A 15,577-nucleotide genomic window follows, 5' to 3' on the forward strand; every position below is an offset into this window, starting at 1 on the left:
TCTTTAGTAAAAAATATCTAAAAATTATGAAGAAATACTTTTTATGCGTACTAGTTTTATGTAGTTTATTATTAAATGCTAAGCAAACAGAAGTTTATATACAACCCAATTTAATCTTAAAATATGATGAGCAAAAGTGGCCAACATACAGTGATTATTACCTTAATCATGATGCAATGCTTTCGGATAATAATGAATTATTGAGTAATATTTTAAATAAGAATTTTCCAGTACACTATTCTATTGGCAATAACAAATATATATGCTACGATGGTTATTTAATTTCTGATTCACTTGCGCAAAATAGATTGCAAATTAAAAAAATTGAAGATGTGCCGACCAAATATAATAATCCAACTTCTATAAATTATTATTATATAAATAAAGAAATGTATAGTACAACAATTGTAGATAGAATTGATGATGCTCAGAATAAACAATATAAACAATTTGCTGTCTTTCATTATCCAATTGTAACACAGAAAAATTCAACGAAAGAGAATGTAAATGATACATACTTAGCATATTATTTTGAAGGTAAAACTGTATATGCAATACATGGTGTGTTTACAAAAAATGCTAATGATGCAAAAGTAGATTTTTATGAAATTCTAGATAATATAGAATTTACGACACCAGAAAAATATGACAAAAAAACAGGTATGCCAATTTCTATTAAAGAAGTTGATGTGCTTATAGCTGAAGCAAAAAATAAATTACATAGCTTGCTTTCTGATTATTTACAAATAAATAAAAATAATACACCTATCCCAAATCAAATAAAAGCAAGGAACTTTGCAAAACTATTAGAATATACATATGGAACAAATCAAAACACAGACAATAGCCAAAATGAAACCAATGAAAATTTAGAAGAAAAGATAGAGAACTTAATAGAACTAATAAAGTCAGATTTAGAGTCGGCAAAATCTCAAATTTATGTAGATAGTTTAGAGAATATGTATGCTAGAATTTCTGTTGCAAATAATAGTGAGTATTTATATGACTCATACGCATACGCTGCAGAAGACTATAGTCGATTGTCAGAATTTACAACACAAGCAAGATATCTAAAATATGATAGTCTACCATTTGTAGAAATAAAAAAATATATCAATGGATATTTGCCAAGTATTGTAGACAGCGCAGTAAACGAAACAATAAAGCAATATAATGATGATACAGCAGCGACAAGTCAATTTTATACCATATGCAATAAGATATATGATGCAATAAAACAACAAAAACCACAAGAAGATATAGATGATTTAATATATGAATTTAAAAGTATTGAAAAAGGAAAATATACATACGAAGAATTATATGGAAAAAGTGCAGATTGGAAAAATATATTCTTACAAACAGGCGAGATTGGTACACAATTGGAATATCTAATTACAGGAACTTTAGAAGACAATGCGGTGCAATTTACAGCAAAGAAAAATCTAAATGGATTTAAAGAATTAGAACAAAATGCCACTATCGAAGATTATTTTGAATTTATCGATAAGCCATTAATTAAAAATAATATAATTACAAATTACTTTTTAAAAAATCATACTATATCAGAATCAAGAATAGAAGATATAAATACATTAAGTAAATATATTGATGAAAAAATATTGAAAGATCCAATAAAAACATACGCATTAGAAAAAATTAAAAATACAAACAGATATCAATCTATGGATTTAGAAGAACAAATTTTTTCTAAATCAGAACCAAAAACGCATTGGTACGTAGCATACCTTTACCATACTGATATTTTAAATGAAAAAATATCAGATAGTGTCTTGCTCGTTGGCTTTAGATTGAACGAAAATAGAACATTATATGTCTATCAAAAATTCTTAAAAACAAATAATACAAACAAGTTAGAATATAATATTGAAGCAATGAAAGTTGATGAAAATAAAAACTACCTATTGTTATATGAAAGTGAAGTAGAAAAAATTGAAGAATCAGATTTGAATGAAAATAATATGATTGAATATGCATATCCACCAAGAAAAGATGGATATGATAGAGTTCAAATATTAAACTATAGAGCAATAAATAATCAACATGCAACTGTTGAGCTACCTAAAAGACTTTTAGATAATTATAAAAATGTATATAGACATTGTGCTTATGAACAAACAGGATGTGGCGATAAAGCAACTTACGATTTTACAAGAGGAGAATTAATAAAAGAAAACTCTGAAAGTCAAAAAACCAAAGTAGAAAGTGCATTAGAAAAAAATATTCTTGCATTAGAAAGAAAAGTAGAAATACTAGATTCTTTATCTTGGGAATATGATGATAACACTATAGATAATTATACTGACATACTACTCAAAAAATCATACAACAGTTATGTCGCATTTTTGCAATATGCCAATGAACTAGATAGTATGCGAAATGTAGATATGGCAAATAAATATTATGCTAAAATTGATGCAGAAAATGCCAAAATAGATAATCTTCAAGATTTCTTATATGATTTGGAAGATGCGAAAGAAACAGAAATAAAAGCTGCTGATGTATTATTATTCTCAGATTTGATTTTTGAAGATATTGATGGTAATGGTACCAACGAAATTTTATTATTAGGCGTAAGTAATGGCGATTTAGTGTACTATGATGTGTATACAATTAATAATAATAATGTAGAAAAATACAAAAATCAAAATGCAAAAAAACAAATACTCAATACTATAGCATGCAAATCTTTCTTAAAATATTCTAAAAGAATGCGTTTTGAAGAATATGAAATTGAATATTAATTTTTTCTTTTCTTTTGTATAGATATACCAATAAATAGTTATATATTTATACCAAAAATTTGGTATGCTAAAGATATTTCAGTCAATTTTATTTATTTTTTGTAGTATTTTTCTAATTTATGCAAATGAGCCAGTTGCGCTAAAAGCCGATAGCTATTTGTTAAGTTATAATTTAGTAAAACAACATACAAAAGAAAGCATCAACGAAGTATGGAAAAAGAATAAAATACCAAAAATTGCCATTCCAGTAAAAAACGCTGTAGATATCTATGAAATCATTTACAAAGCACCATGGGTAGATGGTACTTGGATAGAAGCATCAGGCATTTGCTATATACCAAAAACAGGAAAATCATTGCCAATAGTAATGTATGGTCATGGAACTCAAATACACAAACACAGAGACATATCAGACAATGATGCACAAATGGGCATTTGCTTAGGCTTTGCCACCAATGGCTATTTGGCATTATATCCAGATTATTATGGCATTGGCAAAGGTACAGGTAGGCATTTGTACCAACATGCATGGAGCGAAGCTCAGTCATTTATATACATGTTGTATGCAGTTGAAGAACTAAAAACAAAATTAGGTTTTGAAAGAAATGGACAGTTATTTCTAACAGGTTATTCGCAAGGTGGACATGCATCTTTTGCAGCACAAAAATATATCGAAGAACTAAACGACCCAAGATTTAAAGTAACAGCAGCTTCGCCAATGTCTGGCGCATATGATATGACTGGTGAACAAGAAAAATATATGTTTCAAGAATACCCACGTCCTTTTTATTTACCATATTTGTTAATTTCATACCAAGCAGCATACAAAGTATTAGATATAGATAATATTTACAGTATTTTCAGATCACCATTAGATACATTATTGCCAAGCTATTTCGAAGAAAACCAAAGCAAAAGTTTATACGATTTAGATAAGCTGATGCCAAAAATTCCAAAAGATATCGTAAAGCAAGAATATATTGATGAATATGTAAATAACCCAAATTTTTTATTCAAACAAAAATTAAAAGAAAATAACTTGACCAATTGGAAGCCACAAGCACCAACGCAACTTTGCTATTGCAAAGGCGACAGAGAAGTGAACTACAAAAACGCTGAAGTAGCTTATGAGAATATGAAAAATTAGGTGTTGAAGATTTAAAATTAAATAATTTAAGCGATTACTTAGACCATAATTCTTGTGCAGCATTCGCAGTATTATCTACAAAATACTATTTTGATAGATTTGTAAAAAAAGGTAAGAACCCAAAGATGAAAGGTGTGCCAGCATTCAAACAAATGTTTATGAATGTTGTAAAAAAGAAAATGGAGAAAAAATACAAAGCAGAAGGCGAAGACTTCCAATATAATGATAGATAATTCAACTATCCTAAAATCTTCTGAAAGTATTAGCTCTTTTTACTCTATTAATATGTTCAAAATCTTGTTCATTCTTTAATAAAGAACCAAAATAAGGTGGCTGTTTATTGATGTAATCAATATTTTCCAAATCAGTTTTTTCTGTTTTGCCCAATTTTAATAAACGAATCCAATCAATCAATTCACTTGTTGTTGGCTTCTTTTTCAAACCTTGAATGTCGCGCAATTCGTAAAAAAGTTTCAATGCAGCTTGTATCAATTCATCATCCAAATCTTTAAAGTGCACATTAATAATGTCTATCATGGTTGCTCTATCTGGAAAACGAATAAAGTGAAAGAAACATCTTCTCAAAAATGCATCAGGCAATTCTTTTTCATTGTTAGATGTAATGATAACAATTGGTCTTGTTTTAGCTTGTATCGTTTTTTGCAATTCATACACATAGAATTCCATTTTATCTAATTCCAACAACAAGTCATTCGGAAATTCAATATCAGCTTTGTCTATTTCATCAATCAACAAAACAGCTTGCTCATCACTTTCAAAAGCTTGCCACATTTTTCCTTTTACAATGTAATTTGCAATGTCTTTCACATTCTCATTGCCAAACTGTGCATCACGCAAACGAGAAACAGCATCATACTCATACAAACCTTGTTGTGCAATAGTTGTAGATTTTATATGCCAAGTATAAATAGGTTTGTTGAGTGCTTTTGCCACTTCAAAAGCCAATAGCGTTTTGCCAGTTCCAGGTTCACCTTTTATCAAAAGTGGTTTTTCTAATGCAATAGCAGCATTAATGGCTACACGTAATTCGTCAGTAGCAATATAATTATCTGTTCCAGTAAATTGTTGATTCATGATATATAAAAGTAAGTGAGCTATAATTTATATCAAATATATAAATTCCAAGCCAAATTTCATAAGGAGAAATTTTAATAGCTTGTAGTAAGTTTCAATTTAAAACTTTGTAGATTATTCTACATTAACGTTTGCTGATTTTTGAACATTGTTAGCACCAAGTTTAGTTTTTAAATCAGCTACTTTTTTGTTCAATAAAGATTCTACTATCTTTTGATTTTCATTTACAAAAACATATGTAGAAGTTTTTTCGTTGCTCAAATCTTGTGCTGCATTAGATGCTAATGAGTAAGCTTCTTTAGCATTTTCACTGTCAAACGTATTGATATTTGTGTAAGTTGCTTTTGATGTTGCATCATCTACAACAATAACAGCTGCATAATAATTTTTTGCTTGAGCTAATGCTACAAATGCTATTAATAAAAACGCAACGATAAAATTCTTCTTCATTTTCTGTATTTTAAATAATTAGATGAAGTAAATATAAGAAAACTTATTCAAATATGAACGTTAATTTTTTGTATAAATATTAATGTAAATTGTAATTTGATTTGACTATTAAACAGCTCTTTTGTTTTTTTTGAGTGTTTTCATCGCAGAGCCAATGCCATCTAAAGTCAAACTATACATTCTGTCTTTAAATATTTGCTTAATAATTTGCAAAGAAGGAATGCCATCCCAATAATATTCATTTGATGGATTTAGCCAAACTATGTTTTTGTATTTTTCTACAAATCTACTGAGCCACGCCGCACCACTTTCATCATTATAGTGTTCTACACTTCCGCCTTGTGCTGTTATTTCATATGGCGACATCGTTGCATCTCCAACAAAAATAATTCTATAATCAGAATTGTATTTATGCAAAATTTCAAAAGTAGGTATTCTATCTTGATGTCTTAATTCATTGTTTTTCCATACACTTTCGTAAATGCAATTGTGAAAATAAAAAAACTCAAGATGTTTAAATTCAGAATGTGCTGCAGAAAATAACTGTTCGCAAATTTCTACATATGGATCCATCGAGCCACCAACATCAAAAAACAATAATACCTTTACTCTATTCTTTTTAGATGCTTGCATTTCTATATCAAGATAGCCAGCATTCTTGCAAGTATTCTCAATGGTTGCAGATAAATTTAATTCATCTTCTATGCCTTCACGTGTTAATACTCTAAGCCTACGCAAAGCCATTTTTATATTACGTGTATTGAGTTCAACATCTGCAGCATAGTTTTGAAAATCTCTTTTTTCCCAAACTTTAATAGCACTTCTATTACCACCAGAACCACCAATTCTCATGCCTTCTGGGTTGTATCCACTATTGCCAAAAGGCGATGTGCCACCAGTACCTATCCATGTATTGCCACCTTGATGTCTTTCTTTTTGTTTTTCTAGTAATTCTTTAAATCTTTCCATCAATTTATCCAAGCCACCCATTTTTTCAATCAATGCTTTTTCTTCTTCAGAAAAGAGTCTGTTCATTTCGCTCTTTATCCAATCTTCATCAATCTTATTTACTTGTATATCTTCAGCTTGTATACCATTAAAAAATTGAGCAAACAAAATATCATATCTATCTAAAAACTGTTCATTCTTTACAAGTGTTGTTTTAGATAAATAATAAAAATCATCAACACTATAATTGATAACTTTTTTATGTAAGGCTTCTAATAGATGTAAGTATTCAGTAATGCTTACAGGCAATCCTTCTTCTTTTAATAATAGAAAAAAATCTAAAAACATGTAGTAAATATAAGTTTATTTTAATTAGTTTTTGTGTAGGTAGTATGCTATTGTGTTATTATGGCGTATATTTACTATGTAAAATAATTTTATGAGTGATATTTTAGTGCAAAAATTAGATGAAATTGAAAAAATGTATAACGAATATTTAGTGCAAACAAAAAATCTATCAGAAGAACAATTTAATTTTAAACCAAGTGAAAATTCTTGGAGTTTAGCACAAGTGTTATACCATATTTGGTTTGCAATGGATGGTACATATTTATATATTAATAAAAAATTGAGCCAAAATATAGAATACAAACCATCAGGATTTGTACATTCTATTAGAAGTTTTGGATTAAATACGGTTTTACATTCGTCCTTAAAATTAAAAGCACCAGAGTATATCAAAAATAATGTGATTAAACATGGTACATATGAACAAATTTCTACTTTATCAGAAAAAACTTTCCAAAACTTTAGATTATTATTACAAACGTTCCCTGAAAATTTAGAAGGAAAAGAGATTTTTAAACACCCAATTGTAGGTTGGGTAAATATTAGCCAGGCATTAGGATTTTTAAAAGGACATACTGTACATCATAAAATGCAAATAGAAGCGCTACTAAAGCAAGTATAAGTAGTATCTATTGCTAAAATATGTTAAATAATACTGATAAATTTAAAAAACCATAGATTATAAAAAAAAGGCATTAAATTTGTATAGATTATTTTAAAATTTTTACACATGAAAAAAGTATACTTTATCTTAAGCTTATTAGCTACATCGTTTTTAGGATTTGCACAAACAGTTGATGCAAATGCACCTGAAATTACATTTGAGAAAGAATCTATCGACTATGGCACTATCAAACAAGATGCTAATGGAGTTAGAGTTTTTGAATTTACAAACACAGGAAAAACACTACTAATTATTTCTTCAGCAACAGGATCTTGTGGTTGTACAGTTCCTACGTATCCAAAAGAACCAATCATGCCAGGTCAAAAATCTAAAATCGAAGTTAGATATGACACGCATAGAGTTGGACCATTTAGTAAAACTGTAACAGTAAACTCAAATGCAAAAACACCTTCTAATACATTAAGAATTAGTGGAACAGTTGAAGCAGCTGCTACAGAACCAACAAATGATGTAGTAAAACCATATGTTGCACCAGTACCAGCACCAGTTGTTGCACCAGAAACTAAAACTACAACAGTAGTAAAACCAACAACACCTACAGTAAAAACAACAACTACTACAAAAAAACCTACTACTACAACTAAAAAAACAACGACTACAAAAAAACCAGTTTCAACTACAACTAAAAAAACAACAACTACAACAAAATAATATTGTAGAATATAACGTAAGAAGCCGAACTCATTTGTTCGGCTTTTTTATTTGATAGATATATTTTCATAAAGATATTTGAAGTATATTAGTGAAAAAATGAATATTACATGGAAACACAGGATTATCATATAATAGAAAAATTTAGAGAAATGGTAGAAAAACGCTACAATTTCGATGAATTGAAACAAAGATTTCAGCTTCCAGAAAGTATTACAAAAGAAGTTGTTGAAGAAATAAAGAACTATTTTTTAACAACAATTTATCCACCAGCAAAAGAAAGAAAAGAATTAGAAGAAGCATTCAAAGATTTGGCTGCATATGTAAAACAACCAAAGAAAATATGGAATTTGTTTGGCGATATGGCAAGAGCAATATTCAAATTTGGCAGACATTTTATTGCTGCACTTAGAGCAGGAATGGATTCATTAGATTCATTTGTTGGCGCAAAGAATTTTGAAAAGTCTATGAGCGAAATAGCCAATAGAAATGGCGTTAAACCACCAATGACTGATGAAGATTTTGAAGATACCATGTATCAACTAGAACGTGCAGAAGTGGAAAAATTTATCAAAGATGTTAAAAGTCTATTTTCTGCAATGGTAAATACAGCATTACTTAGAAAAACTATAGATATTTTAAACCATGTAGTACATACAATGGAAGAAAAACCAAAAGTATTTCCTAAAAAAGAAGTTGATGGAATAAAATTAGGTAAATCATTATTAGAAAAAGGCTACGATTTATTTTCTAAATACGATGAAAATACCAAACAAGAAATTGTAGAATTTATATATAAAAACGAACTTTGGTATGTAGAACATATTTATAGAAAAAAAGAAGGAAATTAATATAATGATTAACATTCTTCATGAATGTTTAACTTAATTCAATCACTGAAAAGTATTATCTTAGCTATCTAAATATGACTGCCAATCTAAATAAAACAATGATACAGTTTGATGCGGCTTTTGAAAAATGTAGAAATATATTTTTACAAAAAACAAAAGACTATGGCACATCGTGGAGGTTATTGAGACTACCATCTGTTACAGACCAATTATACATCAAAGCAAAAAGAATTAGAACAATTGATGAAAGAGGAACACAGAAAATAAATGATTCTATTGAAGATGAGTTTATTGGATGCATTAATTATAGTATCATCGCATTAATTCAACTAGAACTATTAGAGAAAGGAGAAACGCAGATAGAATTAGACTATCAAACAATAGAAAAATTATACAATACATATTATCATAAGATAAAAGAGTTGATGATTGCAAAAAATCACGACTATGGAGAAGCTTGGAGAGATATGCGTATCAATTCATTTACAGATATGATACTCACCAGATTACATAGAATAAAACAAATGGAAGCCAATAATGGACAATCTTCCATTTCAGAAGGCGTAGATGCCAATTATATGGATATTGCAAATTATGCTATATTTGCACTAATCCAAATTGATGAATCAAAAAATTAATAATTATTATTATGAAATATATTACTCAAATTGTTAGGTATTTAGTAGGCGCATTATTTATTTTCTCAGGTGTTGTAAAAGCAATTGACCCAGCTGGTACTGCCATCAAAATGGAAGAATATTTTGAAGTATTTGCCACTTATGTGCCAAAGTTAGAATTCTTATGGCATTTCTTTGCACAACAAGCATTGATAATTGCAACAATAATGATTGTCTTAGAAATTATTTTAGGTATTACTTTGATACTTGGAATTTGGAAGAAGTTTACACTAGGTAGTCTAGTCGCAATTATAATATTCTTTACATTTCTAACATGGTTTTCTGCAAAAACAGGCAAAGTTACAGACTGTGGTTGCTTCGGAGATTTTATAAAACTTACACCAACACAATCATACCACAAAGATTTAGTGTTATGTGTATTAATATTAATCTTAGTAATTGGTGCTAAACACATCAAACAACTTTTTGCTGCAAGAATAGGTATTGTCATTTTTTCGGTTCTAGCAATTCTTACATTGTTATTTACATTCAGAAATATATACTATGAGCCAATTAAAGATTTTAGACCATACACAATAGGAACATCAATTCCAAAATGCTTAGAGTTGCCACCAAATGCAAAGAAAACAATTACAGAAATGGTATTTGTCTACAAAAACAAACAAACAGGCGAAGTAAAAAGATTCAATAATACATTTCCAGAAGATTTAGATAATTGGACATTCGTAGATAGAGAAGATAAAGTTATTCAAAAAGGAGATGAGCCAAAATGTAAAGACTTTGCAATCAAAGATGCCAATGGAAATGATAACTCAGCTTCTTTCTTTGAAGAAGAAGAATATATATTTTTCATCATTTGCCCAAATATAAAAAAGACAAGTGTAAGCGGATTTGACAAATTATTGCCAGTTTGCAAAGCAGCCGAAAAAGATAATAGATATGTATTTATATTATCAGGAAGTTTATTAGAAGAAGTAGAAAGTTTTAAACAAAAAAATAAAATACCATACGAAGTATACACAACAGACGAAACACCATTAAAAACAATCATGCGTTCAAATCCAGGATTGCTTATTTTGAAAAAAGGAAAAATTGTAGCTAAATATCACTACAATGAAGTACCTGACTACCAAAAAATAAAAAAAGAAATTTTAAAATAAATAGACAATAAACAGAATGGCAAAATTTATTCTCAATAAACTCTTTTACGGAATTCTAGTTTTATTTGGAGTTGTTTTCGTCGTTTTTGCATTGTTTAATTTACTTCCTGTAGATCCAGCTAGGCTCACACTAGGACAAAGAGCAGATGTTTCATCAGTAGAAGCAATCAATAAAGAATTAGGCTTAGATAAACCATTTACAACAAAATTATTTTTATACTTAAATGATATTTCGCCAATTTCAGTGTACGAGAATACACAGGAAAATCAAGAAAAATATGAGTATAAAAAAATCATCTCATTCTCAAAAAATGCATTAGTTATCAAAAAACCATATTTGCGTCGATCGTACCAAACAAAAGAACTAGTGAGTGAGAAACTGAAAAAAGCATTACCTAAAACAATATTATTAGCAATTATATCAATTATATTTGCAAGTATAATAGGTGTGATTTTTGGCGTTCTGGCAGCAGTACGTCAAAACTCATGGTTAGATACTTTGATGATGTCTATTTCAAATTTAGGTATTTCTGTTCCATCATATTTTTCAGCAATTATTTTAGGCTACATCTTTGGTATATTATTACACGATTTTACAGGATTAGACCAAGTAGGAGATATCACAACAATAGATGATTGGGGCGATGAAGTTATTACACTCAAGAATCTAATACTACCATGTTTGGCATTAGGTTCAAGACCAATCGGAATTATATTTCAGCTAACTAGAAGTTCTATGTTAGATGTGCTTTCTCAAGATTATATTAGAACAGCAAAAGCAAAAGGATTGTCAAATGTAGTAGTAAGATTCAAACACGCACTGCGCAATGCGCTCAATCCAGTAGTTACCACAATTTCGGCATGGTTTGCAAGTTTGCTTGCAGGCGCATTTTTCGTAGAAGTAATTTTTGATATCAAAGGATTAGGATATATCGCAGTTAATTCATTACTCAATTTTGATTTTCCAGTTACCATGGGATGCGTATTGTTCACAGCTATTGTATTTATTGTTGTCAATTTTATTGTAGACATACTCTACGCAATTTTAGATCCAAGAATTAGAATAGGAAAATAATAATTATGCTTGTATTTTTAGTAGGCTTCATGGGTTGTGGCAAATCTTACATAGGCAGAAAGATTGCACCAGCTATGGAATTTTCATATATAGATATGGATAAGGCAATTGAAGAACAAGAACAACAAACTGTAAAGCAAATTTTTGAAACAAAAGGAGAGGCGTATTTCAGAAAATTAGAGCATAATTTTTTATTAGAAATAAATAAAGATGACAATATTGTAATTTCTACAGGTGGTGGAGTGCCATGTTTTCACAATAACATGGAAATCATGAATCAAAAAGGAATTACTATTTATTTAAATAGAGATAAAGAACTTGTATTAAGTAGATTAAAAAAAGGAATTGAAAAAAGACCATTGTTACAAGGATTGATAGACGATGAATTAGCCAATTTCTATGATTCAAAACTAGCAGAAAGAAAACAATTCTACGAACAAGCAAAAATATTTGCACACAATTCAGATTATGTAGAAATCATAAAACTGATTCAAGCAGAAAATAAGTTAGATTAATTTTTCTTTCTACAAACGTTTAAAACTTCAGCACATTAATGAATGCTAAAAAACTATATTTGCATACATTCAAATCAATGAAAATAGTACCATGAGCGAACATAAAGAACAACATATTACAACATTAGATGGCTTATACGAAAACTGGTTTTTAGACTATGCATCTTATGTTATTTTAGAGCGCGCAGTACCAGCTTTGTACGATGGTTTGAAACCAGTGCAACGCAGAATAATGCATGCCATGAAAGTAATGGATGATGGTCGCTTCAACAAAGTGGCAAATATCATTGGTAGCACCATGCAATACCATCCACACGGCGATGCATCAATAAACGAAGCAATTGTAAATCTTGGACAAAAAGATTTATTGATAGACTGTCAAGGAAACTGGGGCGATATAAGAACAGGCGACAATGCAGCAGCACCACGTTATATAGAAGCACGCTTATCAAAATTTGCGATAGATGTTGTTTTTAATGAAGATACTACAGAATGGCAATTGTCTTACGATGGAAGAAAAAAAGAACCAGTATTACTTCCAGTAAAATTTCCATTATTGTTGGCACAAGGCGTAGAAGGTATTGCAGTAGGTTTGTCTACTAAAGTAATGCCACACAATTTCTGCGAATTGATAGAAGCGTCAATATTACATCTTAAAAAACAATCATTTACATTATATCCAGATTTCCAAACAGGCGGAATGGTAGATGTAAGAGAATATAATGATGGAAAACGTGGCGGAAGAATTAGAGTAAGAGCAAAAATAGAAACCGTAGATAAAAAAACATTGCGCATTACCGAAATTCCTTTTGCTACAAACACAGCAAACCTTATAGATTCTATACTAAAAGCAACAGAAAAAGGAAAAATTAAAGTAAAAAAAGTAACAGACAATACAGCAAAAAATGTAGACATAGTTATTGAATTACAACCAAACGTTTCAACAAGTGTAAGTATCGATGCATTGTACGCATTCACAGATTGCGAAGTCTCAGTTTCTCCAAATACTTGTTTAATTATTGGCGAAAAACCACACTTTATTGGTGTGTCAGAAGCATTAAGAACATCAACAGATAATACAGTTCAATTATTAAAAAGAGAACTCGAAATATTACTCAACGATTTACAAAATAAGTGGCATTTCTCATCACTAGAAAAAATATTTATAGAGAATAGAATTTATAGAGATATCGAAGAAGAAGAAACTTGGGAAGGTGTAATAAAAGCAATTGACAAAGGTTTAGAGCCATTCAAAAAATTATTACATCGTGCAGTTACAGAAGAAGATATTGTAAAGCTTACTGAAATTAAAATCAAAAGAATATCAAAATTTGATGCTAAAAAAGCAGATGAGTACATCAAGTCATTAGAAGATGAGATGGCAGAAGCACAAGAAAATTTAAAAAATCTAACAAAATTTGCCATCAAGTATTTTGAAAATTTATTGAAAAAATACAGCAAAGGCAAAGAACGAAAAACGATTATCACCAATTTCGATACTGTAGAAGTAAAATTAGTAGCAGCCAACAACGAAAAATTGTATGTAAACAGAAAAGATGGATTCGTTGGTTTTGGTAAAGACATGAAAAAAGAAGAATTTGTAACAGAATGTTCAGATATCGATGATATCATTGCGTTTACCAAAGATGGTATTATGAAAGTGGTGCGTAATGCAGACAAAGTATTTATTGGGAAAGATATTATACATGTTGCAGTTTGGAAGAAAAATGACGAACGTACTACATACAACGCAATTTATGTAGATGGAAAGTCTAGAAATAACTATGCCAAAAGATTCAATGTTACATCAATTACCAGAGATAAAGAATATCCAATTACGCAAGGCAATCCAAAGTCCAAACTATTGTATTTTACAGCCAATGCCAATGCAGAAGCCGAAACAGTAGGCATACAACTAACACAAGGTTGCTCTGCTAGAATAAAAAATTTCGATTTTGATTTTGCAGAATTAAGTATCAAAAACAGAAGCTCACAAGGTAATATTGCAACCAAATATCCAATCAGAAAAATAGATTTAAAATCTAAAGGACAATCAACTTTAGGTGGATTAGAAATTTGGCTCGATGAAGATATAGGAAAATTAAACACAGAAAAAAGAGGAAAACTATTAGGTACTTTCCAGTCAGATGATAAGATTTTGGTATTGTACAAATCTGGTGATTATATGTTGACTAATTTCGAACTAACGAATAGATATTCAATGGCTGAAATTATCACAGTAGAAAAATTGAGTAGCAAAACTGTGGTATCAGCTATCCATTATTTGCCATCCAAAAAATGCAATTACATCAAAAGATTTCAAATAGAAACATTAAGCACAGAACAGAAATTTTCATTCATTGCAGATGAGCCAAATGCACAACTTGTATTTGCTACCACAAACCAAAACCCAATTGTAGATTATACAATAGATTTGGGCAAGAAAAAAGTATCAGAGAAAGAGCAAGTTAATATAGCAGAATTTATTGAAGTAAAAGGATGGAAAGCCATAGGCAATAAATTTATAGCAGGCAATTTGCACACAGTAGAGTTAATCGTAGTTGAAGATAATACTGCAAAAGATATTCCACTAGAAATTACCAACCTAAACGAAGGCGAACAAGGCGATTTATTCAATTAGTAAATTTGTTGATATTTATAGTGAAGTATAAAATATGCAAGAAACTTATATCTTAGATAAAATTTTTGATAGAAGCGAAATGCTCACAAAAGGCGAATACGAAAATTGCACATTCAATAGTTGCAATTTTTCTGATGCCAATTTCTCAGATTATAAATTTATAGATTGCACATTTAACGATTGCAATCTAAGTCTACTAAAACTCAACAATACAGCATTTCGCGATGTGAAATTTAAAGATTGTAAAATGCTCGGACTACGTTTCGATACTTGCAATGCATTCGGTCTTTCCTTTTCATTTGATGGTTGTCAACTCAATCATTCTTCGTTTTATAAAATGAAAATAAAAAAGACAGTTTTCAAAAACACACAACTTCACGAAGTAGATTTTGCAGAAGCAGACCTATCAAACGCAGTTTTTGACAATTGCTATCTTACGCAAGCAGTTTTTGACCACACAATTATTGAAAAAGCAGACTTTCGCACAGCATACAATTATTCCATCAATCCAGAAAACAATAAAATCAAAAAAGCAAAATTTTCCATTCAAGGTATTTCAGGTCTTTTAGACAAATACGAAATAGACATCGAAAAATGATGCAATAAAT

The 15,577-nt window shown here is 29.6% G+C and carries 14 protein-coding genes; 11 read left to right on the forward strand and 3 right to left on the reverse strand.

The window, feature by feature from the left end; translation table 11 throughout:
- Nucleotides 1–26: 26 nt before the first annotated feature.
- A complete protein-coding gene (locus tag IPK18_10495) occupies nt 27–2,765 on the forward strand; it encodes a hypothetical protein (GenBank protein QQR97296.1) in 2,739 nt (912 codons plus the stop codon).
- A gap of 64 nt (nt 2,766–2,829) precedes the next feature.
- Complete coding sequence (locus IPK18_10500; GenBank protein QQR97297.1) at nt 2,830–3,912, forward strand: hypothetical protein; 1,083 nt, start codon at nt 2,830–2,832, stop codon at nt 3,910–3,912.
- Between the two features lie 243 nt (nt 3,913–4,155).
- Here the strand turns inward: IPK18_10500 and IPK18_10505 are convergent, their stop codons facing one another.
- From IPK18_10505 to IPK18_10515, 3 genes are all read right to left on the reverse strand, one after another.
- Nucleotides 4,156–5,007, reverse strand: coding sequence for a MoxR family ATPase (locus IPK18_10505; protein ID QQR97298.1), 852 nt, complete (start codon nt 5,005–5,007; stop codon nt 4,156–4,158).
- Nucleotides 5,008–5,121: 114 nt separating this feature from the next.
- Complete coding sequence (locus tag IPK18_10510) at nt 5,122–5,457, reverse strand: hypothetical protein (protein QQR97299.1); 336 nt, start codon at nt 5,455–5,457, stop codon at nt 5,122–5,124.
- Nucleotides 5,458–5,565: 108 nt separating this feature from the next.
- Nucleotides 5,566–6,753 carry a VWA domain-containing protein gene (locus IPK18_10515; GenBank protein QQR97300.1) on the reverse strand — a complete coding sequence of 396 codons (1,188 nt, stop codon included), beginning with the start codon at nt 6,751–6,753 and terminating at the stop codon, nt 5,566–5,568.
- A 91-nt stretch (nt 6,754–6,844) separates the two neighbouring features.
- On the opposite strand from IPK18_10515, the gene IPK18_10520 reads away from it, so the two are divergent.
- The 9 genes from IPK18_10520 to IPK18_10560 all read left to right on the forward strand — a co-directional run bounded on the left by IPK18_10520 (nt 6,845) and on the right by IPK18_10560 (nt 15,567).
- Nucleotides 6,845–7,375 carry a DinB family protein gene (locus IPK18_10520; GenBank protein QQR97301.1) on the forward strand — a complete coding sequence of 177 codons (531 nt, stop codon included), beginning with the start codon at nt 6,845–6,847 and terminating at the stop codon, nt 7,373–7,375.
- Between the two features lie 108 nt (nt 7,376–7,483).
- Nucleotides 7,484–8,089 (forward strand): DUF1573 domain-containing protein, encoded by a 606-nt coding sequence (locus tag IPK18_10525; GenBank protein ID QQR97302.1) that lies wholly within the window; start codon nt 7,484–7,486, stop codon nt 8,087–8,089.
- A 110-nt stretch (nt 8,090–8,199) separates the two neighbouring features.
- Nucleotides 8,200–8,940, forward strand: a complete 741-nt coding sequence (locus IPK18_10530) for a hypothetical protein (protein ID QQR97303.1) — start codon at nt 8,200–8,202, stop codon at nt 8,938–8,940.
- 74 nt (nt 8,941–9,014) lie between these two features.
- Entirely contained in the window at nt 9,015–9,578 is a 564-nt protein-coding gene (locus IPK18_10535; GenBank protein QQR97304.1) for a DUF1599 domain-containing protein, read from the forward strand.
- A gap of 11 nt (nt 9,579–9,589) precedes the next feature.
- Complete coding sequence (locus IPK18_10540) at nt 9,590–10,738, forward strand: DoxX family protein (GenBank protein ID QQR97305.1); 1,149 nt, start codon at nt 9,590–9,592, stop codon at nt 10,736–10,738.
- A 16-nt stretch (nt 10,739–10,754) separates the two neighbouring features.
- Nucleotides 10,755–11,813 (forward strand): ABC transporter permease, encoded by a 1,059-nt coding sequence (locus IPK18_10545; protein ID QQR97306.1) that lies wholly within the window; start codon nt 10,755–10,757, stop codon nt 11,811–11,813.
- A gap of 5 nt (nt 11,814–11,818) precedes the next feature.
- Nucleotides 11,819–12,328 carry an AAA family ATPase gene (locus tag IPK18_10550; protein ID QQR97307.1) on the forward strand — a complete coding sequence of 170 codons (510 nt, stop codon included), beginning with the start codon at nt 11,819–11,821 and terminating at the stop codon, nt 12,326–12,328.
- Nucleotides 12,329–12,419: 91 nt separating this feature from the next.
- Nucleotides 12,420–14,969: a DNA gyrase/topoisomerase IV subunit A gene (locus tag IPK18_10555; protein QQR97308.1), complete on the forward strand. Its 2,550-nt coding sequence runs from the start codon at nt 12,420–12,422 to the stop codon at nt 14,967–14,969.
- 34 nt (nt 14,970–15,003) lie between these two features.
- Nucleotides 15,004–15,567 carry a pentapeptide repeat-containing protein gene (locus tag IPK18_10560; protein ID QQR97309.1) on the forward strand — a complete coding sequence of 188 codons (564 nt, stop codon included), beginning with the start codon at nt 15,004–15,006 and terminating at the stop codon, nt 15,565–15,567.
- Nucleotides 15,568–15,577 lie beyond the last annotated feature (10 nt).

This window comes from Sphingobacteriales bacterium (genome assembly GCA_016699615.1).
Lineage (GTDB): Bacteria > Bacteroidota > Bacteroidia > Chitinophagales > JADIYW01 > JADJSS01.

Bases quoted from the DNA above. Each gene is read 5' to 3' on its own strand.
- IPK18_10495 (QQR97296.1), top strand. From the start codon at position 27: ATGAAGAAATACTTTTTATGCGTACTAGTTTTATGTAGTTTATTATTA.
- IPK18_10500 (QQR97297.1), top strand. From the start codon at position 2,830: ATGCTAAAGATATTTCAGTCAATTTTATTTATTTTTTGTAGTATTTTT.
- IPK18_10505 (QQR97298.1), bottom strand. From the start codon at position 5,007: ATGAATCAACAATTTACTGGAACAGATAATTATATTGCTACTGACGAA.
- IPK18_10510 (QQR97299.1), bottom strand. From the start codon at position 5,457: ATGAAGAAGAATTTTATCGTTGCGTTTTTATTAATAGCATTTGTAGCA.
- IPK18_10515 (QQR97300.1), bottom strand. From the start codon at position 6,753: ATGTTTTTAGATTTTTTTCTATTATTAAAAGAAGAAGGATTGCCTGTA.
- IPK18_10520 (QQR97301.1), top strand. From the start codon at position 6,845: ATGAGTGATATTTTAGTGCAAAAATTAGATGAAATTGAAAAAATGTAT.
- IPK18_10525 (QQR97302.1), top strand. From the start codon at position 7,484: ATGAAAAAAGTATACTTTATCTTAAGCTTATTAGCTACATCGTTTTTA.
- IPK18_10530 (QQR97303.1), top strand. From the start codon at position 8,200: ATGGAAACACAGGATTATCATATAATAGAAAAATTTAGAGAAATGGTA.
- IPK18_10535 (QQR97304.1), top strand. From the start codon at position 9,015: ATGACTGCCAATCTAAATAAAACAATGATACAGTTTGATGCGGCTTTT.
- IPK18_10540 (QQR97305.1), top strand. From the start codon at position 9,590: ATGAAATATATTACTCAAATTGTTAGGTATTTAGTAGGCGCATTATTT.
- IPK18_10545 (QQR97306.1), top strand. From the start codon at position 10,755: ATGGCAAAATTTATTCTCAATAAACTCTTTTACGGAATTCTAGTTTTA.
- IPK18_10550 (QQR97307.1), top strand. From the start codon at position 11,819: ATGCTTGTATTTTTAGTAGGCTTCATGGGTTGTGGCAAATCTTACATA.
- IPK18_10555 (QQR97308.1), top strand. From the start codon at position 12,420: ATGAGCGAACATAAAGAACAACATATTACAACATTAGATGGCTTATAC.
- IPK18_10560 (QQR97309.1), top strand. From the start codon at position 15,004: ATGCAAGAAACTTATATCTTAGATAAAATTTTTGATAGAAGCGAAATG.